Origin of the sequence: Streptomyces sp. NPDC127092, assembly GCF_042722475.1 — a bacterium.
Taxonomy (GTDB): Bacteria; Actinomycetota; Actinomycetes; order Streptomycetales; family Streptomycetaceae; genus Streptomyces.
This window is the reverse complement of record NZ_JBHXFE010000005.1, coordinates 197277-217428: the sequence shown is the minus strand read 5'-3', so window position 1 is coordinate 217428 and position 20152 is coordinate 197277. Positions and strand designations below refer to the sequence as shown.

The window sequence follows — 20152 nt, the reverse complement described above, 5'->3', positions numbered from 1 at the left end:
ACGTGGCGTCGGGGGCAGCGGCATCGGCTGGGGCTGGCCTGGAGGGCGAGCAAGGCTACGGCTCCGGCCTGAACTACCTGCACCTCTGACAACGGCCTACTCGCCGACGCCGTTCAGCGGATCCCGCGGACCGCGGGCGACGACAGCCAGGAGGGCTAGAGAGGAGGACCCGGTGAACGCGAGCGGGGAGTAGCCGACAGCTGCAACCACGATCCCGGAGGACATGCCGCCCGCCGCCGCGTCGGAGACGGCGATGGAGACGTCGACCGTGCCCTGGGTCTTGACCCGGGTGGCGAGGGGCACGGAGTCGGTGATCACGGTAGTTCCGGAGACGAGGCCGAAGTTCCAACCCTGGCCCAGCAGGATGAGCGGGAGGCCAAGAAGCACGACGGAGTCGCCGGAGGCGAACGCGGCGAGGAGGCCAGCGGCCAGGAGCGTGACGCCGGTCGCCGCGGCGATCGCCATCGGGGCGTGCAGGTCGACGAGCCGACCTGTAATCAGTGAGGGCAGGTACATGGCGCGGATGTGGAGGGCGATGACGAGGCTGGAGGCGGCGGCGCCGTGGCCGTGGTCGTGCATGTGGACCGGCGTCATCGTCGTGATCGCGACCATGACGAACCGGGTAGGGACCATGACGGGCGTGCCGAGCGCCACGCCGCGGCGGCTCGTACGGGCGTCGCCGGTGCGGTGTAGCCCTTCGTGGAGCCGCCCGGCGTGGTGTGGCAAGTCTGCTGCGCGTGCTTGCCTGTCTCTGGGGCGTGGAGAAATAGGCCGATGGTGGTGATCAGCGTGCTTCGGCGATGTGGGGTGTGTGGGCTCGGCCATTGGGCGGACGATGGTGGCGGGCGCTCCGCACCCGCTTACGAACGACGCGCCGATCTCCACCAGGACCTGCTCGAACTGGCCTGCAGCCTGATCTGCATCCGATGTCTGTGTGGCCGCTCCAAGTGATGGACTAGGAATCTGAGCGCAGACCCAGGGCGCTGTGCTGAATCAGGCCAGCTGGGGCAGCAGCAGAGCGCGGCTTTCGACGGGCCAACTCCACAAGCTTCCATCGGAGGTCAGGCGCTGGTTCGCCAAGCACGATGGCGGTGATGACCAACTCGAGCATGACGCAGTCGTAGGCATCGTCCGTGCCTCCATAGCGTTCGGGATCACGCTCTACCACGGCACTGACGATCCGCCATCCACCGCCATCAACCGGCGCGAAGGTCGCTTCGAACACGCCGTAACCGGTCCAGCTTCGATGCAGGAAGACAACCGCACCCTCTGTAAAGACGTCCCACTTCTCGTCCATGTCCCGCGCGCCGTAGCCACGCTGGATCCGCTCCCAGTCCTCATCTGACCAGATTCGCTGCGGCAGCTCCGGCATCGGCCGAGGATTTGATATCGGCTGGACACGACACATGGACCGAGTTACACGTTCGTCAGCAGGCATGGAGCGATCTTACGGACGAAGCCGAGCACGACCGCACAGTCCTCGTCATCCTCATTGTGAAACGACCTGTTAAGGGCTTTCCCGCAAGCGCGCCCGTGCCTTGACCTGAGGCTGGCTCGATGGGGTCAGCGCCACAGCCGACGAAAGAGGATCGTTCGGTGGCGACCTACGACCAGCTGACCGAGTGGGCGGGTCTGGGGCAAGTCACGCGAGCCGGACGGGACGTTGTGGCCGGCTGGCGGATCTCCAGCTTCATGAAGGCGCAGCTCGTCGAGGTAGGCATCCCGGTAGCTGCGCGCCTCATCGAACGAGTCGTGATGCAGAGCGAGGCTGGGCCAGTCCTGCTCACGTCCCGCGGCTCGCTCTACCGTCTCACCGAGCAGGCGGGCCCCGATGATCAGGCCGAGCGGTCATCATTCGGCGTCGAGCCGGAGACCGGGACGGTCTGCTTCGTCTTGCCGGACGGGGAGGCATGGTTCGCAGACTCGGGTGTCGATGTGTGGCTCGACGTCCTTCACCACTACGGTAGTCGCGTCACCGCCTCAGAGCTTCTCCGCGAGCCGGAGGGCTCCGAGGAGTACCTCTCCGAAGAGGAGGAAGAGCGGGCTTTCGCCGAGCTGAACCGGCTGACCGAGGAGCTGAAGGAGATCGACCCGGCGGCCTTCAACTGCTATGAGGGGTTTCTCTGGCCCGGGCTCCTGGACCGCTGGCCCTACTGACCTCGGCCCGACAGAGCCGGGGCCGTATGTTTACGGGCCTGCGGGGATGCCAGGCCGCCCACGGCTGAGATGATCTTCATATGGGGGCTGTCATCACGGCGTCGGAGCAGTCGTGGATAGCGCCGTACTCCGGGCTCAGTCCGAAGCAGTTCGGGAAGCTGATCACCCTGCTGCCGCGGGGCGGTCCGCCTCTGGTGCGCAGGGGCCGTCCGTGGAGGCTGCCGCTGGAAGACAGGGGTGCTGCTGGTTGCCGCGTCTTGGCGGAACAACCTGACCTTGCGGCAACTGGGTCCTCTCTTCGGGATCTCGAAGTCGGCAGCAGGCGGATCGTGAGCCAGCTCGGTCCTTTGCTCGCGCTGCGGCCGCGTAGACGCTTCCTCAGAGACACGGTGCAGATTGTGCACGGCACCTGGTGCCGACGCGGGACCACAGCGTGGCGGAGCAGTCCAAGACATCTCATGTCGCTGGAGGTCAAATCAGGGGGTGGCGGCGTCACGTCCGACCTCAGTGGTCGGACGTGATGTGCTTCGCCTGTCGGAGCCACCCGATAACATCGCGGCGCGTCATGAGGCTGACACGGGAGGGGGCCAAATATGCAGGTCGCCGGCGTCGAGTTTCCGGTGAATCATCCGGTTATGGCGTTGGGGTCGACCGACTGGCTGCCGGTGTTGGCGCTGGGAGGCTAGGCCGCGGTCGGGTGCGACACCCATGTGGTGGTCCGGGTTCAGGCTCAGGTTCGACTCATAAAGGTCCGGCTCTTCACCGAGCCGCTCGACGAGGGGCTGCGGCCGGGTCCTTCTTTCACGACTGTTTTCGAGGGGCCGATCTCGATGGCTGACGGCCGGCTGGTGGGGCCCACTACCACATGGCTTCGACCGGAGGCTCGCGTCACAGGTGCCGCTCCGGCGTATGCCTTCATGGCTCTGGCGGCTGCGAATCGTTCGCGGTCGTCCCCGATCTCGGCGAGGACGCGCGCCCCGGACAATACAGACAGCCCGGGAAGCTCGTGATGATGTCCGCATCAGGGTATGCGAGGAACGCCTCTTCCGTCGCCGCTGCGAGCTGAGTGACGCTAAGGCAGGCGGCGTCGACCTGGTCGCGAGTCGTTGAGTGGCTTTGTCATCGCCTAATGGTGTCGGTGCGCGGTTGAACCCGCCGGTCCGCAGGGCGCTCGCTGCTGGTGTGATGATGTCCCTAACCTGACCTACGGGCCTGGGACACGCCACTGGCACGACCTCAGCCGAGTCATCGAAGGCGGAGAGCCGGTTCCCATACGAGGGCAAGACTGGCTGGACTACGAAAGATGAGAAAGACCATGACCGCCCTTGAGCGACTTCGACACCTCATGCAGCCGTCGGGCATGGGGACCTTCATCGACTGGGACGACATCGCGACGGCGTACGGCACCCGATTCCCGTCTGATTACAGGGACTTCCTGTCCGTCTACGGCAGCGGTGAAATCGACGGAATGCTGGCCGTCTTCGCTCCGAGCACCAATCCTCATCTTCCTTCGCGTCACACCTCAAGGCTCCCGGCGGACGTTCTCGACCTGCCGGAGGTCGACGAGTGGAACGACCCGTTGCACGCCGAGCGCTACGGACCGGCGGACATCATGGTCTGGGGTGAGACAGCCGAAGCGGATGTACTGGGCTGGATCACAAGCGGCGGCGAACCTGACACGTGGCCTGTGGCTGTCTTTACGCACGGAGGTGGCTGGACCGTTTACGACTGCACCATGACGGAATTCCTGCTGCAGCTCCTCACTGGAAAATTTGACGGGAACCCGACAGGGCTGACACGTCTGTTCGGAAAGGGGGACGCGGAGTTCACCACCGGCTGAAAGTCAGGGCAGCGGAGTAGGACGCTGTCTTCAGAGACTCTCAGTGGGAGGTTCGTGAGGAACGCCCCGTGGCCTTCCGTAGCAGCTGGCCCGGCTGGAGGTGAACTCTCTGGACGCAGTCAGCTCCGAAAGCTACGACTGCGTTAGATGGTTTCAGGGAATTCTGTTGGCGCTGCATACCGCGATCGTCTGGGAAAACCTGTCGTAGGAACTTGGCTTCGTCTCGAGCATGACCTGCCGGCGTCGCCTGACCGAGTGGACCAGGCCGGTAACTGGCCTCGCCTGCATGCGGTGCTGCTTCCCGAACTCCGTGGTGCGGACGCTCTGGGCTTCTCCCTCGCTGCAGTCGACGGCTCCCACGTCCGGGCGTTGCAGCGGGATCCAAGAGTGGATGAAGTCCTGTCGACCGGGCCAGGCCAGGCAGCAAGCATCATCTGATCACCGACGCCACCGGCATCCCGCTCGCCATCACCTTGACCGGCGGCCGTGGCAACGACGTCACCCAGCTGATCCCACTTCTCCAGGCCGTGCCGCCCGTGCGGGGCAAGCGCGGCCGGCCCCGGCGTCGCCCGGACGTGGTGCTGGGCGAACGTGGCTACGATCACGACAAGTACCGCGGCCTGGTCTGGGACCTCGGCGTGAAGGATTTGATCGCCCGCCGCGGCACCGAGCACGGCTCCGGACTGGGCACCCAGCGCTGGGGCGCGGAGCACGCGTTCGCCCATCTGCACTGGTTCCGACAGCTGCGGACCCGCTGGGAGATACGCGATGACATCCACGAAGCGTTCCTCAGACTCGGATGCGCACTGATCTGTTGGAGACAGCTCACCGCAGCACGTCGAGTGGCCTAGAAGGGAGGCCAGTCCGAGCCGGGTGGAGGAACGGGATTGATCCGCTTCCCCCCGCGCATCTCCGCCGGCCAGCGCTCGTCGATGACGACCGCCGCCTTCTTGCAGCCTGGGCAGGCATCGGGCCATTCGGGCACCCACCGGTAGGGAGAGGCGGACAGGCTACCGCGCTCTATGCCGCACAGGGTCGAGCCGAAGTATCCGTAGCCATGGGCCACGTCCTCGGGTAGATCCGGCGACTCCGCCCGCTCCCAACGCCGGTTCACGGGCTCGTATTGGGGCCGTGCGACCTCCTTGGGTCGGTATCCCAGCTCGGTCCATGCGTAGCACCAGGGACAGAACCATCGCTCCTTCACTGGCAGGCTCCATTCCATCAGGGGCTCCGTCACCGGCACCCACCGCATCCGGTGTCCACACACATCACAGGTCACATCCGGACACTTGCTTGCGGCACTGACCGGACAGGCCCACAGGAACCGCGGGGAGCCACACCCTGTGCCAAACAACCGCCCTGCCACCTGGGTGGAGGAGGGCGGGCTGCATTCTGTTAGGAGTTCTCAGAGCTGTTTCGATGTGAACTACGGCGTGCCGCTTGACCAGCAACGCCGCGCTTTACCCGCATGGGTGAGGTTGAAGGGCTCATGCCGAGCACGTTGCGGTGAACGCCTTCGTCTTTGAGGCGGCAGTCATGGAGGACCTTGCAGAGAGCGGATTTGTGCCGCTGAGACTGGGTGTCAGCGTGGAATCCTCCGTCCTGCTGCGGTGAGGGTCAGGGTGAGACAGCCCAGCCACGTGCCGGATCGCGGATACTCCCAGTTCTCGGCGTTCGCCAGGACTGCGGGAAGGTCCTGCTTCGCGATGGGAGGACCGGGCTGTGCACCGAGAGCGCCATCGGGAGCTGTCCAGGGCACGAGCCGGCAGACTTCGATCCATCCTCTGTCGACGAGGGGAAGGAGGATCGGGACGAGAGCCGCTGCAGGGCCTGAGACCAGCGGCTCGTCGAGGTCGCCCCAGACCCCGGGGAGGATGTCGATCTCGGTGGCGTTGATCATGAAGGCGCGTTCGGCGGAGGACAGCTGGTCTGTCGCGGGATAGATCACGTGCAGAGTGTCGCACTTCGTGAGAACAGCCGACGAGAGCCCCCGGTGGCTCTCCCAAGAAGTAGTCACGTGGACGAAAATGATCTCGATGTGGCTGGTGTGATCTCAGCGTCAGAGCCGTCGTTGATAACGCCGTTCTCCGGGCTCAGTCCGCGTGCCTTCGGGAAGCAGGTGACGGTGCTGCGTCACGCGGGTGCGGACACGGCCCGCAAGGGTCGGCCGTGGAGCCTTCCGCTGGCGAACCAGGCGTTGCTGGTCACCGCGTAGCGTACTGGCGAACGAACCTGACCATGCGATAACTGGCCTCGTCGTTCGGGATCTCGAAGTCGGCAGCGGACCGCATCATGATCCCACACGTCGGCAGCCAGGCCAGGCCGAATTCCCTGCAGCACGCCCCCTGGGGTGCTGCCCTCAGGCTATGCAGACTGGCGCCGTGATCGCGGGACAGGTCCTGGTGGCACGTCGCGCAACGTTCGCCCCGTCCTACGGGCCGGACGGGGCGGCGGGAGGTAGCGGTTGGTTGCGGTCCGCGTAGTCTCGCGGGGTGGATTCTCATCTGAGCTTCGAGAGCCCTGCTGCGCCGCCTCACAAGGTGGTGGTCGGGACGGTGGAGCGGGCCCTGCGTGACCGCTCGGCGGAAGGTGAGGCGGCGGGAGTCCTGGTCGGGACCGCGTTGAACGACGACGACGCGGAGTTCATCGAGTACTGGTGCGTGCAGGTCGGGACGCGGGCTGTGTCGGGGAGTCCGCTGCTTGGGCTGGCCGGCCTGTGCCTGGGCCACGCCGCCCGGCGCTTCGGGCGCCTCAGTGATGAAGCCCTGGCGCTGGTGGAATCGCTGGCGGCGCGGGCCGAGGCGGACTCGACGGACGTGGACGGTCGGGCCCTCGACGGCTATGACGACGTCCGGAGCTTCCTGCACCTGTGGTGACGTGCAGGTCAGGCTGTGTTAACGCTGTTCACGCGGGCTTCTTGACGCACATGCTCCGGCGAACCTTTGCCCGGCAGCGCCGAGACTTCATTGGATCCGGCAGTAACTCGGATGCTGCATCGAACGATGCTGGTCGAACTGGTGAAGGTCTCAAAGTTTCCCTGGAGCCCCTGGCTGGCCCAGATCCAGACCCCGTTCGGAGGGACAGCGGTCCGCTGGTGCGGTGACCAAGCCGCGAAGCCGGGCAAGTATCACGTCGATTGGACGGTAGACGAGGACATCGTCTGGGGGCGGAACGCGAAACCGGCCGTCGGCGTCGGACCGGGAGTCCGGCCCGGCGGGCACTGCGTTGCCCTGCGGGGACGGCTGGACCTCACAGTGGACGGCGCCGCCGTGCTGGACCTCGATGGCACTCAGATTCTGCTGGACCTCGCTGATCCGCTGCCCGAGGGTGTTGCCGGCACACGGGTCGAGCTGTTCATCGAGCGCGAGAGGATCGCGCTCTACCCGTACGGACTCTGACCAGAGATCAGTTCTTGACCGCCGCCCACTCCGCCGAGCGGGTCTCATCGATGCGGTCGGACAGATGGATCATCCTGGCCCCGGGGCCATGCCGAACGCGGCGGTACGAGCTGGGGTCCATGGTGTTGGCCAGGTCGAGCACACCTCGACCCGGACCGGGTTTCGGCCTGGTCGCGGCCCGCGGCGCCGTGGGCTCAATGGGCGTCCGCTCCCCACGCCGTGGCGCACAGTGCACGGTCAACCTCCGTGGTGTAGTGGGCGGCGGCGAGCCAGGCGTGGGCGAAGCGGTCGAGGTCGGCCGGGAGGAGACGGCCGAAAGCGTCACGGGTACGGTCGGCGGCCGCCGCGTGCAGTTCGTCGAGGAGTTCTGCCGCCGTGCCGAGTCCGATGCGCCGCAGTCGTCCGCTGTCGGCGGCTCCGTCCCCAGGGAAGGCCAGCACTCGGCGTCCGCCAGAGACGGCCTGGTGGACGCGGCGGCGTAGGAGGTGCAAGGGAGGATCTTCGGGCACGGGTGGTGCCGCTACGGGGTCGGTCTGCGAGGGTGCGGGCAGGTCCGCGAGCTGGAGGCGGTCGAGGCCGGTGTCGAGTCGGGCGTCGGGGTCGGTCGGGTGGCTGACGGCGAGGAGCTGGGCGCGGGCGTGCGCGGCCGGGACCAGCCGGGCCACGATCCGCAACCGGCTTCCCCTGGCCGCGGCCAGCAGACGCAGGTTGTCGCGGTGCGGAAGCGAGGGATCGTCGTGGGCGGCGGTGAGCCTGACGGTCAGGCCGCCGCATGCGGCGAGCAGACAGTCGCCCGCCGCCTCACGGACGGTGCCGCCGAGGGTGACGTCGAGGAACAGGAGGTCGTGGTGGGTGTCCTCGGCGAGAGCGCGTACGGCCTGGTCTGCTGCGGGTACGGCCCACAGCTGGTCCAGGGGCGCGGCGTGCCAGGCCACGCCGGACGCGCGCACTGCCCGTACGCCCGCCCCGGCGCCGAGCCGGCCGGTCGGGGAGACGGTCGCGCCGGACACGGCCAGCCCTGCCCGTGACAGTTCACGGTGGGTCAGGGCTGTGTCGCCGATGCGCACGGCGCGGTCGGCCGCACCCACTGCCCGGCTCGCGCCGCCGGGCGCCACGTCGGAGACCGTGTACAGGCGGCCCTGGGCGTCGGCGGTCCAGGTCACCGCCCCCGCGTAGCCGGTCGTCGTGAGGACCGGCTCGGAGAAGAGGCCGTACAGGCGCAGCGAGCCGTCGGGGCGGTAGGGCTGGCGCACGGCGCCGCGCAGCGTGGTCAGCTCTTGGCCGATGGCGCGCGGGAGGCGGTGCGCGGTGCCGAGGACTTCCCGGAGCGTGGCGACGAGGTCGGCGAGCCGGTATGCCGGATCGGCGGCGCGGGCCGCGCGCAGCCCGGTGACCACGGACACCGCGGAGGCGGCGGCCCTGGGCAGTCCGGCCAGTCGCGCGGTGTGCGCGGCCCGCAGCAACTCCGCCTGAAGCACGGCCCCGGCGCCGTCCGTCCCCGCGTCGAGCACGTGGGCCGCGGCGGTGTGCAGGGCACGGGCGGCGGTGTGCTGGGCCGGGGTGGCGGTTGCGGCGGCCGGGTCGGGCTGCGCCTGCGGCCCGGGATCCGAGCCGGATGCGGGCTCCGCGGTGGCAGCGGGGGCCGGGAGGTCACCGGCGTTCGCCTGTGCCGCCTTGGCCGGCCTTGTCTGCACCGCCGGTGCGTGGGGTGACCCGGGAGCCGTGGCCGATGCGCCGTCCGGTGCGGACCCGGCATCTGTGGCCGGTGCGCACTCCCCCGTCTCCGCGATCGGCGCCGCCGAAGCCACGGCCGCGCGGTGCAGGCAGTCGGGGGCGAGGAGGCAGCCGCAGCGGATCGCGTCCGGACGGGTCACCACCCCGCCGGGCGCGTGCAGTTCGAGGTCGGTGTCGTCGTCCACGGCGAGGCGCACCGTGTCGCCGTCCACGGTCACCGGGCGGCCGGACAGCTTGGCGACACCGGCGTCCAGCCGCTTGCGGAGCCGGGGCGACAGCGCGCCCACCAGCTCGGCGGTCACGGACGGGGCGACCGCGGGGAGACCCGGGTTCATGCGATCTTCTCTCCTACCCAGCGGGCGAGTTCGAGCGGACTGAGGGCGGCGACCGGCATGCCCGCGGCAACGAGCTGCCCCGCGACGCCGGTGGAGTAGCGGGGGCGGCCCGCGTCGTCGAGGCTCGCGCAGCCCAGTACATGGCAGCCGGACCCGACCAGGGCGCGGACCTCGGCGAGCAGCCCGCCGAGCGGGTAACCCTCCTCGAAGTCGCTGACCACCACGACGAGCGTGCGTGACGGCACGGTGACGAGCTCACGGGCGTGCCGCAGCCCCGCCGCGATGTGCGTACCGCCGCCGACACTGACCTCCAGCAGCAGGGACAGCGGGTCCTCGACATGACCGGTGAGGTCGATGACTTCCGTGGAGAAGGCCAGGAAGTGGGTGGACAGCGTGGGCACCCCGGCCAGGACCGAGGCCGTGAGGGCGGCCCAGACGGTCGACGCCTCCATCGAGCCCGACACGTCGGTGACGAGGATCAGCCGCCAGTCGGCGGCGCGCTTGGCCCGGGTACGGAAGACCGGGCGTTCGGGTATCACCCGAACCGTGCCGTCGGGGGCGCGCCGTGCGGTGGCCAGGTTGGCGCGCAGGGTGCGGGGCAGGTCCAGTGCGCCGCCGGGCCGTCGGCTGGGGCGGGGCAGCGCCGTGCCGTGCAGCGCCGGCCGCAGGCGGGTGGCCAGCTCCCGGGTCAGCGCGTCGACCAGACGCCTCACGAGCGGCCGCAGCGCGGCCAGCCGGGCCTCCGGCAGTCCGCCGGCGTGCCGCAGCACCGTGCGCAACAGGTCGACGGACGGGCGCACGCTGTCCGGGTCGAGTGCGGCGAACACGTCGGTGCGGCCGGACGCGGCCGCCGCCGCCAGCACCTCTTCCCGGATGCCGGGCCCGAACAGGGCGGCCAGTTCCTCCGACCACTCCCGCACGCCCGGGTACGGCGCCTGCCGGCCACCGCCCGTCCCGCCGCCGGGCAGTCCGCCTCGGCTGCCCTCGCCGCGTCCGCTTCCGTACAGCTCGTCAAGCGCGGTGGCCAGGCCGGCGGCGGAGGGCGGCAGTCGGTCCGTACGACGGCCGAGTACCAGTCGCCAGCGGTCGTCGGGGGCGAGGAGGCTGCCCTCGGGGGGCGCGGCAGCCGGGGCCAGGTGCGGTTGGGGAGAGGTGTGACCGGCCGGCGCGGGCAGCAGCCCGAGGGTCTGGAGCGTCGCGCGGGCCGCGAGGTCCGCGCGGGTCCAGGCGGCGAGTGCGCCGGGGTCGACGCCTCCGGTGTCGTCCAGGTGCGTGGCGCCCAGGCGCTCCTCGACGACCGTGAGGAGCCGGTCGCGGGCGGCCGGGCTGAGGGTGTCGAAGCCTGCGCGCAGGGCCGGCAACCGGTCCAGGAACGCCCGGTCGGGCAGGCTCGCGACGCGGTCGAGGAGGGGCTCCAGTGCGGACGGTGCCGCCTCCAGGAGCGGTCCGGCTGCCGTCAGCACGCCGGTGAGCCGGTCGGTGAGAGCGGAGCGTGCCGCAGGTCCGGTGGCGGAGTCCACCCAGGACGCGACCCGGCCGCCGAACACCGCGGGCGCCTCGTGCCCGAGCAGGACGCGGACGGCGCCCGCCGCGCCGCGCATCAGCGGCGAGCCGTCGGCGGCCAGCCGGGCGAGCGCGTCGGTGAGCCGGATACCGCCCGGGACGTCGGCGCGGTGGGCGAGTTCGAGCAACGCGTGCGCGTCGGCCGGGTCCTGGGAACCGGTGAGGCCGTCCACCTGGCGCACGGCCGCCGCGGTCAGCAGTTCGGCCACGGCCGCGGCTCGGCCCGCCCGTTCCTCGTCGGCGTCGAGTCCGGCGATGTGACCGGCGCGGAGCTGGTCCACCAGCGCGAGGCCGGCCAGGAGTTCGGGCAGCGTCCCGGCCTGCGCGGCGGTGTCGGCGAGTTCGCCCAGCCGTTCGTCCGCGAGCTCCGGCAGGCCGCACTCCGCGGCCTGCCGCAGTCCGTGCAGAACTTGCGCGGCCGTCGGCCCGCCCTCGTCCTGTTCCGCCCGCCGGCGCTCGCGCAGCACCCCTTCGGCCGCCTGCGCGGGCGTGACTCCGCGCACACCGGCCGCGGTCAGCATGGCCGCCGTCGCGGGGGTCCAGCGGATCTCCCAGCGCGAGGTGAGCGCCTCGGCGCCGCCCGCGCCGACGACCTCCTTGGCCTGCGCGTACGGCACGGCGCACACCGTCAGCCGGCGCAGGAGCAGCTCGCGGCGGCGGTCCAGGCGGGAGCGGAGCGGGTCCAGCCGCAGATCACGCGCACCACCGCTGTCCGGCCCGGGCAGGCCCAGCGCGGCCACCTCCGACTCGACCGCCGGGGCCAGGCCGCTGCGCGGCGCACCGGGCGCCGGACGGCCGACACGGGTACCGACGAGCACCCGCTCCATCGCCCGCGCCACTGCCCGCCCGCGGCCGTAGGGCTCGCCCTGGGCGAGCACCGTCTGCACCGCCTCCACCAGTTCGCCCCGCCCCGCGGCGGGCAGCCCGCGCAGCCGGGCCAGGTCACCCGCCAGGCGGCTGATCTCCCGGGCATCGGCGGGGCCCGAGGGATGCCCGAGGGAGCGCAGCTCCGCACACACCCGCACGGCCGTCCGTGTCAGTGCCTCCTCCAGTGCGGCCGGCTCTCCGGCAGCGGTCAGCACCAGGTGCTGCCACTCGGGGTCCCGGATGCCCGCCGGGTAGCCGGAGCGCTCGTCCAGCAGCGCGTAGGTGTACGGGATGAGGGAGGTCGCCCAGCCGGCGCGCTCCACGGGCGCGGAGAGCGGACCGGATGCCGTCTCGGGCGACAGCAGCGCGGGGGCGTGGAACGCCCCGACGACGACGGCGGCCCGCTCGCCTCGCGCGGTGGCCTCGGCCAGGCGTGCGCGCATCCACCGCTCGCGGCGCAGGTCCAGCTCGGGCACTCCGCCGGAGGCGGCCGCGTCCTCGCGCAGCGCCCAGCCCGTGAGCAGCGCCGCCCGGCGCAGCGCCTCGGGCGGGGAACCCGGCGCGGTGGCCTCCACGAGCCGGTCCCACAGATCCTCCCCTGGACGGCCGGTGAGGCGCTCCCGCAGGACGTGGGAGAGCCCCGGTGCGCCAGGTGCCTGCCCCGGCCTGCCGGGCCCCTCCTCCCACTCCCGGTCGGCGAGCGGCAGGTCGCAGGCGACGACCGGTATCCCGCGCCCTGTGGCCCAGCGCACGGCGGCGAGTTCCGGTGAGAAGTCGGCGAAGGGATAGAAGGCCGGAGACCCCCCGGCGGCGGGCGCGGCTGCCAGGGCGACCGGAGCACGTGTTTCCTCATGGCCCAGCCAGGGCAGCCACTCCTGCATCTCGTCGGGGAGCTCGACGAGCAGCACGTCGGGCTTCGCCTGCTCCAGCAGCGCGGGCACGGCGGCGGCCAGGGACGGCGCATGGTGCCGTACGCCGATCAGGTAGGGCGCCGCCGGGTCGGTCAGGGTGGCTACGGCCTCGTGGGGGTCGAGGGGCACGGTTCTCAGCCCTCCAGGACCGTGCGCAGGTCCCACAGGGTGCGCCAGGTGGCGGAGCCCTGCTCTGCGCGGCGCCGGACCGGGCCGTCCCAGTAGCCGCGCAGCCGGGCCGCGTCAGCGGGATCGTCCTTGCGGACCACACCGAGCAGATGGCCCGGCAGCAGTCCGAGCACGTCGCGGTCGCCGGGGAAGTACGCGGCGGCCAGTCCCAGCGCGCCCGCGACGGACACGGCCTCGGCGGTGCTCATCACGGTGGACGGCCGTTCCACCTCCCAGCCCTCCGCCGACCGGCCCTCCCGCAGATCCCGGAAGGCCGTCACCAGGGCTTCCAGGACGGCGTCGTCGACCTGGAACGGCGCCCCGGCGCGCTCCACGGACGCCCGTGCCTCGCTGCGCACCAGCGCGCACTCGGCGTCGAGGTCGGCGATCGGTCCGACGGTCTCGAAGTTGAAGCGGCGCTTGAGCGCGGCGGACATCTCCGAGACGCCCTTGTCGCGCAGGTTGGCGGTGGCGATCAGGTTGAAGCCGGGTGCGGCGTGCGCCAGCGCGTCCCCGCTGCCCGCCAGTTCCGGCACGGCGATGCGCCGCTCCGACAGCAGCGAGACCAGGGAGTCCTGCACCTCGGGCAGACAGCGCGTGACCTCCTCAACCCGGGCGATGGCGCCCCGGCTCATCGCGGTGAGCACGGGTGAGGGCACCAGGGCCGTGCGGCTCGGGCCCTGGGCCAGCAGCAGGGCGTAGTTCCAGCCGTACTTCAGCTGGTCCTCGGTGGTGCCCGCGGTGCCCTGCACGACCAGCCCGCTGGTGCCGCACACGGCCGCCGACAGCAGCTCCGACAGCATCGACTTGGCGGTGCCGGGCTCGCCGACGAGCAGCAGCCCGCGCTCACCGGCGAGGGTGACGACGCACCGCTCGACCAGCGCCCGGTCACCGACGAACTTGCCCGATACGGTCAGGCGGCGCGGCACTCCGTCCGGTACGTCGGCGGTGTCGGGCAGCCGCAGCGCCTGGCCTGCGCTGCCCATGACGAACGTGACGACGGCACGGGGCGTGAGCCGCCAGGCGGGCGGGCGCGGGCCGTCGTCGTAGGCGGCGAGGAAGGCCAGCTCGGTGGCGTACAGATCCTCGGGCGGGACGATCTGACGGGCCGTGTCGGGGGTGAGGGTGGCGGTCATCGGCTGTGGGTCTTCCGGTCGGTCGGAGGTGGAGGAGGTCTGGGCGGTCGTCATCGGCTCCGCCCCTTGCGGGTGGCGCGCGTGACCAGTTCCTCGTAGGTGGGCGCGTCGCCGGACCGCACACGCTCCCAGGCGCGCGCGAACAGTTCAGGGACCGGGAGCACGGGAACGGTGCGCAGGACGGGGTGGACCGGGTAGAGACCTTCCTTCCAGGTCTCTACCGGCAGCGCGGCGCCCTTGAGGTCGCGCCAGCCGCAGGGCAGGAAGAGCGTGCGCCCCGCCCTCGCCCGCTTGGCCTCGACGACGAGGCCGGTCGCGGCCAGTTCGGCACGGGCCTTCTTCAGCCGGGTGGGCTTCCAGCCGGTCCAGCGGGCGCAGTTGCGGTCCGTGGGGTCGGGCAGGGCGAGCAGCTGCAGGTAGAGCGCTGCCGCGTCCTCGCTCAGTCCGTGGGCCGAGGAGACCTCGGTGACCAGCGCGGGCACGCTGGCCGTGGGGTCCTGGGCATACCCGGCGGGCGCGTCGGGGCCGGTGCCTGCGGCGACGGTCCGGGCGAGGTCGTCGGACAGGATGGTGCGCAGTGCCCGCAGTCCGGCGCCGCGCAGCGGACCGACCAGCCCGTCCAGCAGGCCGAAGACGGCGTCGTCCGCGCCGGTGAGTCCGGCCGGGCGGACCAGCGTGGTCTCGCCGTCGCGCTGGTGCCACGGGCGCAGCACCAGCGCCTCGCCGGCCCGGACCAGTCCGTCCGCATCCACGCCTCCGGTGGCCGGCAGCCCGAACGCCTTACGGATCTCGACGGCGGTCGGACCGCCCTTCTCCGTCCACTCGACGTCCAGGTCCAGCAACAGTTGCGGATCGGCGACCCGGCGGCGCAGAGCGGCGAGGCCCTCGGGCAGAGCAGCGCGCAGGGGATGACCGTACGGCAGACCGTAGGCGAGGGAAGCCAGGGACACGGCGGCCGCCACGACGTCTCCCCTCGCCGGCAGGGCCTTGGGGTCCTCCGCAGCGAGGTGGCCGTCCTTGTCCGGCCGCATGACCGTGGTCCGGCTGATCCAGGGTGTGCGGCCCGGGTTGAGCACGGCTTCGGCGGCCGTGCAGGGCAGACCGGCGAGGTCGGCCGTGACGTCCTCGGGCAGGCGCACGAGGGAACCAAGCCGCTCCGTCCACACCCGGCCGGCCGCGTCGGTGTCCGGCCCGGTCGTCCACAGGTCGTCGGGGTCGGCGGGCAGCAGGGCGCCGAGCAGCGCCGTGCGGTCCTCGGCGGACAGCGACCCCAGCATGCCGTTGGCCTGGTCCATCTGCCGCGGCTTCAGGCCCAGGAGGGCGAGAGCGTCGGCGTGGCGGTCGTGCGGCTGGGCGCCGAGCAGCACGGTCGCCTGGAGCGGCCCCAGCCCTCCGCGCGTCGCGGCGGCGAGCGCGGGGACCGCCTCGGGCCGCCAGGGCGCGGCGCCCTTGTCCCGGACCAGCCGGGCGACGGTGGCGAGACCGTCGGCGGGGAAGACCGACGGGCGCCGGGTCTCCTCTTCCAGGGTGAAGTGCGCGATCGCGCCGAACGTCCCGGTGGGGTCGTGATCCAGGGCGAGCCAGTGCACCTGGCCGCGAGCCGTGTCGATGCGCTGGCAGCCGAGGATGACGACGGTACGGCCGTCCCGGCGCAGGACCTGGCCCACCCGCTGCTGCTTCTCGGCCGGTTCGGCCAGGACGATCTCGCGCAGCGCGTCCCCGGCCGCGGCGAGCGGCCCGTCGGCCAGGGCCTCGAACAGCAGCAGAAGCGCCTCTCGTTCGGCGTCCGGCACGGTCGGCATGGCCGCGCGGTAGGCGAGCGGGCGCAGTACGCCAAGGAGCGGCGGCCAGATCGTGCCGATGGCGGGAATCGTCAGCTCGTCGCTGGTCCAGCCGTCGCCGAGCGGGGCGGGACGTCCGTGTCCGGCGGGCAGCGGCTTGCCTTCGGCGGGGTGCCCGGACAGCACGTGGTTGACCGCCCGGATCTGGCGCAGCACGGTCCACGTCTGGTTGCCCCACCCGCCCCACAGATGCACGATGCCGGCGGTGGCCTCGCGCAGTGTCCGGTCGTCGCCGTGCTCGGGGCTGTAGTCGGCGAACATGTCCTCGGTGCGCCGCTTGTCCTGCGCCTCCCGCTGGACAGGGGGCGCCGCGAGGGCCGTGGCCGACTCGGTCAGCCGCAGCGCGGTGCGGACGAGGCAGGAGACGCCGACGAGCAGCCGCGCGTCGGTGAGTTCGGGCAACGCCGTGGCCACGGCCCGCCGGACGAACTCGTCCGCGGTGGCGATGCCGCCGCGCGTGGTCTCGTCCGCCGCGGCGAGCTGTGCCTGCCGTTCCGCCAGGGCGGCGGCTCCGGCTCGCAGGAGTCCGGCCGCCCGCCCGTCGTCCAGGGTTCGCAGCACGGCCGAGCCGCGCTCGTCGCGAGGACGCAGGGCGTGCCAGTAGGGGACGTGCGGCATGTACCGGGTTCCGGCGGCGAAGTCGCTGCCCCGGTCGCCGAGTGTCACCCGGCCGAGGAGGCCGTCGGAGGAGGTGTCGTGGGCCGCGAACAGGGCCACGTGCCCGTCGAGGAGTGCGGCGACCGGCTCGGCACCGCCGGGCATGCGCAGGGTGCCGAGCGGGATGCCCCGTGTCATGGTGACCGTACGGCCGTCAGGAGTACCGGTGGTGGTGCGCTGCTCGTCGCCGTCCTTCTCCTTGCGCACCCAACGTCCCAGGACGATGCCGTCGGTGCCGAAGGGGCTGTGCTCGAGGCCGGGTTGCATCGGCAGGACCTCGCAGACCGCGTGGTGCAGCGAGGCGTCCTCGCGGACACCGGAGGCGAGCAGCGCGGGAAGGGAGGCACGTCCGTGCCGGCCGGTCGACGGGTCGTACTCCAGCCACACCTGCTGTCGGCCCTGCCTCCCCTGGCGCCACAGATGGGTGCCGTCGCCGATGATCGCCCGGCTCGGCGGCAGGACGGTGTCCCCGGCGTGCAGGGTGCGACCGCCGGTGGCCCGGCCGCCGCCGGGCAGCGGGATCGAGGGCAGGCCGATGTGCCCGCCGTACCAGTAGCCGAGTTGTTCGCCGCCGAGCGTGAACACCTCCGACGGCCGATTGGACCAGTAGCCGTACTGCTTGCCGCCGTGCCGCCACATCACCAGCAGTTCGCCGTCGGTGTAGCGGAACTGCGGGCGGCTCCAGTGGTCCAGCTCCACGGGCAGCCGCAGGTCGTGTTCGAGCAGCACCCTCTCCGGGCCGACGACGATCGCCTTGTGCCCGCGGGAGACGATCAGTGCGGGCCAGGCCTCGCAGACGGCCAGGTCGTTGTGAGGAGCCTTGGGGCGGCTCTCGGCGTCGAGCTTGCGCAGGGCCTCGTCGAGGGCGGGCCAGCCCAGCTCGTCCATGATGCCGGCGCGCAGGGTGCGGCCGAGCAGGGGCGCGGTCTCGTGGGCGGCGATCCGTGCGACGGCGTCGGCGTCGACCCGGGTGGCGACCGGGCGGAAGGGCCGCAGCCGGTCCAGGGCCGCGCGGGCGCCGGGCAGTCCGGTCGCCCGGGTGTAGTCGCCGGCCCGGTCGGCGATCCACTCGCGCAGGACGTCGCCCAGCACCGGGTGCGCGGCGAGCTTCTCCAGCGTCTCGGACGAGGCGCGGTTGCCGCTCAGCGCGCCGATCGCCTCGTACAGAAGGCGCCGCAGCCGTGGGTCGGCCGCGGTGGTCGTCAGGTCGCGGCGGCCGGGTCCGCTGTCGCGCAGCCAGCTGTCGAGGGGCAGGTGGACGGGCGTGTGGGCGTCGGGGACGGCCAGCGGGATGCGGTGGGCCGCGCACAGGTCCAGCAGGTCGAGGTCGGCGCCCGCGTGCCAGCGGCCGGTGAAGAGATCGACCGCCCGGTCTTCCGCGCGCAGGCGCGGCGCCATGCGCTCGACGAGCGCGAGGGTGGCCGGGGAGCGGTTGGAGAACGAGGCGCCGTGCTTGCGGTGCGCGGCCCAGCGGCCGAGCCATTCCGCGGCGTCGACCGGCGCGGCCGACTCGGTGTCCTCGCCGGTCAGTACGCGGTCGGCACCGGTCTCCGCGAGCAACGCCAGCCAGAACTCGTCGTCCTCGACGCTGCGGCCCAGGCCGTTCGGCATGATCTCCAGCAGTCGTGTCCGCGCGGACGGCTGCTGTTCGACGAGGACGGACAGCGTGGCCCGGTAGGTGTTCCAGAAGGAGGCCGGGGCGCGGACCGCGGCCGGAGAGGCGATGAGGTCGGCGACCAGGGAGCACTCCTCGGTGACCCGGTTCAGTCCGGCAGCCTTGATCAGGCTGCGGGCGTCCTGCGGCAGCGAGGCGTACGGCGGCATGCCGGCCGCGCAGCGCTCCACGGTGAGCTGCCGGTACTGCGCCCACGCTTCGGCCGGGTCGAGCCGGCGGGCGAGGTCCTTCACATGTTCCTTGAGGGCCTTGACCGTCAGCGCCCCGGCGAACGCGAACTCCAGGAACACCGCCCGCTGCCGGTCCTCGTCGACGGCCAGCGCGTGCACCCGCTCGGCTGCGCGCGCCTTGCCGAAGAAGGCCGAGGCGTACGTCGTGTTCTCGTGCTGGAGGAAGATCCGCGCGGCCTGCTCGTAGAAGGTCGGCAGGAAGTGCGGGACCGCGCGGCCGAGCCGTTCGCCGAGGGCCTCGAAGCCCTCCTTGGCGGTGCCGGGGCGGGACTTGGCCTGCCGGGCGAGCTTTTCGACGTCCTTGACCAGGGCCAGCGCGTGATGGCCGTTGCCGGGGTCGTTGACCAGGGCCCAGGCGGGAAAGCCGAGGGTCTCCCGCCGCACCTGGCCCACCTCCGGTGTCTCCGGCTCGCGGGCGAGGCCGAGGAACTCCAGGGCGAGGTCCTCGGCCTCGCCGAGGGTGCCCGGCACGAGCCGGACGACGCGCCGGTCGTCGAGGGCGGGGTGGGTGTAGGTGCGGACGGTGAGGGTGTCGGCGTCCTCTCGGGTGGTGCTGCCCGGCGGCAGGACGGCGCCCGACTCCAGCAGTGCGGCCGCCGTGGTCTCGTCGTACGTCGTGCTCATGCGGCCTGCTCCTCGTCCTCGATGTCGCGCCCGGCGTACAGTGCGGCCGCCATGCGCATGCCCTCGGACCAGGCCACCGGCCCCACCTGTCCGAGTGTGAGTGCGCGCCCGGAGGCGTCCGTGAAGGTCAGCGGGCCGGTCTCGGTCTCCATGTAGGTCTCGTAGTCGCCGATCCAGACCCGGGCCTCGACCGTGCGGCCGTCCTCCCGCAGGGAGCAGACGGCGTCGCCGCCGCGGACGCGGTAGCCGAGCTGTGTGGCCCTGCCGTGCAGGAAGCGCAGTTCCTTGAACATCCCGCCCGCGTAGTCCTCGACCGTGCGGGCCTCGGAGTCGACATCGCCGGGGCGGTGCCACACCTCGCGGAAGAGCTGCTGGGCGCGCTGTTCCACGCCGAGTTCGACGGCGAACTCCCGCAGGTCCTCGAGCTCGTCGAGGAGCACCGGGTGCGGGAGGCGGACGAGGTCGGGGCTGATGCGCACGGTGTCGCCGTCGAGGTCGACGAGACCGAGCCCGCGGTCGAGGTCGGCGTCCCGGAGGAAGCCGGCGACCTCGCCGTCGGGTCCTGTGACCACGAGATCGCGCAGTGCGCTCTGCCAGGCCGGGTCGGGCCACACGCGGGCGATCACGGCGAGCGGCACCGGGAGCGAGCGCACCATCCACCGCTCCACGTCGGTCAGGCACTGCCGCTCGTGGCGCTCCAGCCATTCGGCGAGCTGGCGCAGTCCCATGACGGCCGCGTCGTCAGCGAGCTTGGCCGGTACGGACTTCAGCCGCCGCCCGGCCGCATTGCGGCAGACCACTTTCCCGGCCTCCAGCGCGACCTCGTAGTCGCCGGCCGTCACCCACCCCACACGTGCCTCCCCGCACTTCAGTGATCAAGTGCCGGGAACTCTAGAACAGACCACTGACAGCGCACGTCCGAGGTGTTGTCCGCCAGAGCGTCCAGCCCTCGGGGCCAGGACTTCTTCGGGGCCAGGATGCCTTCGGCGTGACGGTACGCGCCCTCCACCGGCCCT

The 20152-nt window shown here is 71.8% G+C and carries 11 protein-coding genes and 5 pseudogenes; 7 read left to right on the top strand and 9 right to left on the bottom strand.

Annotation, left to right across the window (positions count from 1 at the left end):
- Positions 1-96: 96 nt before the first annotated feature.
- Positions 97-663: pseudogene (locus ACFWJO_RS06645) on the bottom strand (MFS transporter); the annotation flags it as partial.
- Between the two features lie 292 nt (positions 664-955).
- Entirely contained in the window at positions 956-1372 is a 417-nt protein-coding gene (locus ACFWJO_RS06640; RefSeq protein ID WP_386863711.1) for a hypothetical protein, read from the bottom strand.
- 224 nt (positions 1373-1596) lie between these two features.
- Here ACFWJO_RS06640 and ACFWJO_RS06635 point away from each other — a divergent pair, with 224 nt between their 5' ends.
- The gene (locus tag ACFWJO_RS06635; protein ID WP_386863710.1) at positions 1597-2157 is read left to right on the top strand and encodes an SUKH-4 family immunity protein; all 561 of its coding nucleotides are present in this window, start codon (positions 1597-1599) and stop codon (positions 2155-2157) included.
- A gap of 80 nt (positions 2158-2237) precedes the next feature.
- A pseudogene (locus ACFWJO_RS06630) lies at positions 2238-2608 on the top strand (transposase family protein); the annotation flags it as partial.
- A 408-nt stretch (positions 2609-3016) separates the two neighbouring features.
- On the opposite strand, the pseudogene ACFWJO_RS06625 reads toward ACFWJO_RS06630, so the two are convergent.
- Positions 3017-3252, bottom strand: a pseudogene (locus tag ACFWJO_RS06625) (transposase); the annotation flags it as partial.
- A 220-nt stretch (positions 3253-3472) separates the two neighbouring features.
- On the opposite strand from ACFWJO_RS06625, the gene ACFWJO_RS06620 reads away from it, so the two are divergent.
- Both ACFWJO_RS06620 and ACFWJO_RS06615 read left to right on the top strand, forming a co-directional pair.
- Entirely contained in the window at positions 3473-3997 is a 525-nt protein-coding gene (locus tag ACFWJO_RS06620) for a hypothetical protein (RefSeq protein ID WP_386863709.1), read from the top strand.
- A gap of 157 nt (positions 3998-4154) precedes the next feature.
- Positions 4155-4848, top strand: a pseudogene (locus ACFWJO_RS06615) (IS5 family transposase); the annotation flags it as partial.
- Between the two features lie 731 nt (positions 4849-5579).
- Here the strand turns inward: ACFWJO_RS06615 and ACFWJO_RS06610 are convergent.
- Positions 5580-5945, bottom strand: a complete 366-nt coding sequence (locus ACFWJO_RS06610; protein WP_386863708.1) for a hypothetical protein — start codon at positions 5943-5945, stop codon at positions 5580-5582.
- 90 nt (positions 5946-6035) lie between these two features.
- Here ACFWJO_RS06610 and ACFWJO_RS06605 point away from each other — a divergent pair.
- The 3 genes and pseudogenes from ACFWJO_RS06605 to ACFWJO_RS06595 all read left to right on the top strand — a co-directional run.
- Positions 6036-6307 (top strand): annotated as a pseudogene (locus ACFWJO_RS06605) (transposase family protein); the annotation flags it as partial.
- Positions 6308-6489: 182 nt separating this feature from the next.
- On the top strand, positions 6490-6873 hold the full coding sequence (locus tag ACFWJO_RS06600; RefSeq protein ID WP_386863707.1) for a hypothetical protein: 384 nt from the start codon (positions 6490-6492) through the stop codon (positions 6871-6873).
- 126 nt (positions 6874-6999) lie between these two features.
- On the top strand, positions 7000-7395 hold the full coding sequence (locus ACFWJO_RS06595) for a hypothetical protein (protein ID WP_386863706.1): 396 nt from the start codon (positions 7000-7002) through the stop codon (positions 7393-7395).
- Between the two features lie 194 nt (positions 7396-7589).
- Here ACFWJO_RS06595 and ACFWJO_RS06590 read toward each other — a convergent pair whose 3' ends face one another.
- Genes ACFWJO_RS06590 through ACFWJO_RS06570 form a run of 5 tightly spaced genes read right to left on the bottom strand, consistent with a single transcriptional unit; the run spans position 7590 to position 19987 of the window.
- Positions 7590-9464, bottom strand: coding sequence for a hypothetical protein (locus tag ACFWJO_RS06590; protein ID WP_386863705.1), 1875 nt, complete (start codon positions 9462-9464; stop codon positions 7590-7592).
- Positions 9461-12934, bottom strand: coding sequence for a DUF5682 family protein (locus ACFWJO_RS06585; protein ID WP_386863704.1), 3474 nt, complete (start codon positions 12932-12934; stop codon positions 9461-9463). The genes ACFWJO_RS06590 and ACFWJO_RS06585 overlap by 4 nt, the downstream gene beginning before the upstream one ends.
- A gap of 5 nt (positions 12935-12939) precedes the next feature.
- Positions 12940-14109, bottom strand: a complete 1170-nt coding sequence (locus tag ACFWJO_RS06580) for an AAA family ATPase (protein WP_386863748.1) — start codon at positions 14107-14109, stop codon at positions 12940-12942.
- 50 nt (positions 14110-14159) lie between these two features.
- Positions 14160-19136 carry a hypothetical protein gene (locus ACFWJO_RS06575; RefSeq protein ID WP_386863703.1) on the bottom strand — a complete coding sequence of 1659 codons (4977 nt, stop codon included), beginning with the start codon at positions 19134-19136 and terminating at the stop codon, positions 14160-14162.
- Complete coding sequence (locus tag ACFWJO_RS06570; RefSeq protein WP_386863702.1) at positions 19133-19987, bottom strand: DUF4132 domain-containing protein; 855 nt, start codon at positions 19985-19987, stop codon at positions 19133-19135. The genes ACFWJO_RS06575 and ACFWJO_RS06570 overlap by 4 nt, the downstream gene beginning before the upstream one ends.
- Between the last annotated feature and the right edge of the window lie 165 nt (positions 19988-20152).

Coding starts and splice junctions, on each gene's coding strand:
- ACFWJO_RS06640 (WP_386863711.1), bottom strand. CDS start 1,372: ATGCCGGAGCTGCCGCAGCGAATCTGGTCAGATGAGGACTGGGAGCGG.
- ACFWJO_RS06620 (WP_386863709.1), top strand. CDS start 3,473: ATGACCGCCCTTGAGCGACTTCGACACCTCATGCAGCCGTCGGGCATG.
- ACFWJO_RS06595 (WP_386863706.1), top strand. CDS start 7,000: ATGCTGGTCGAACTGGTGAAGGTCTCAAAGTTTCCCTGGAGCCCCTGG.
- ACFWJO_RS06590 (WP_386863705.1), bottom strand. CDS start 9,464: ATGAACCCGGGTCTCCCCGCGGTCGCCCCGTCCGTGACCGCCGAGCTG.
- ACFWJO_RS06580 (WP_386863748.1), bottom strand. CDS start 14,109: ATGACCGCCACCCTCACCCCCGACACGGCCCGTCAGATCGTCCCGCCC.
- ACFWJO_RS06575 (WP_386863703.1), bottom strand. CDS start 19,136: ATGAGCACGACGTACGACGAGACCACGGCGGCCGCACTGCTGGAGTCG.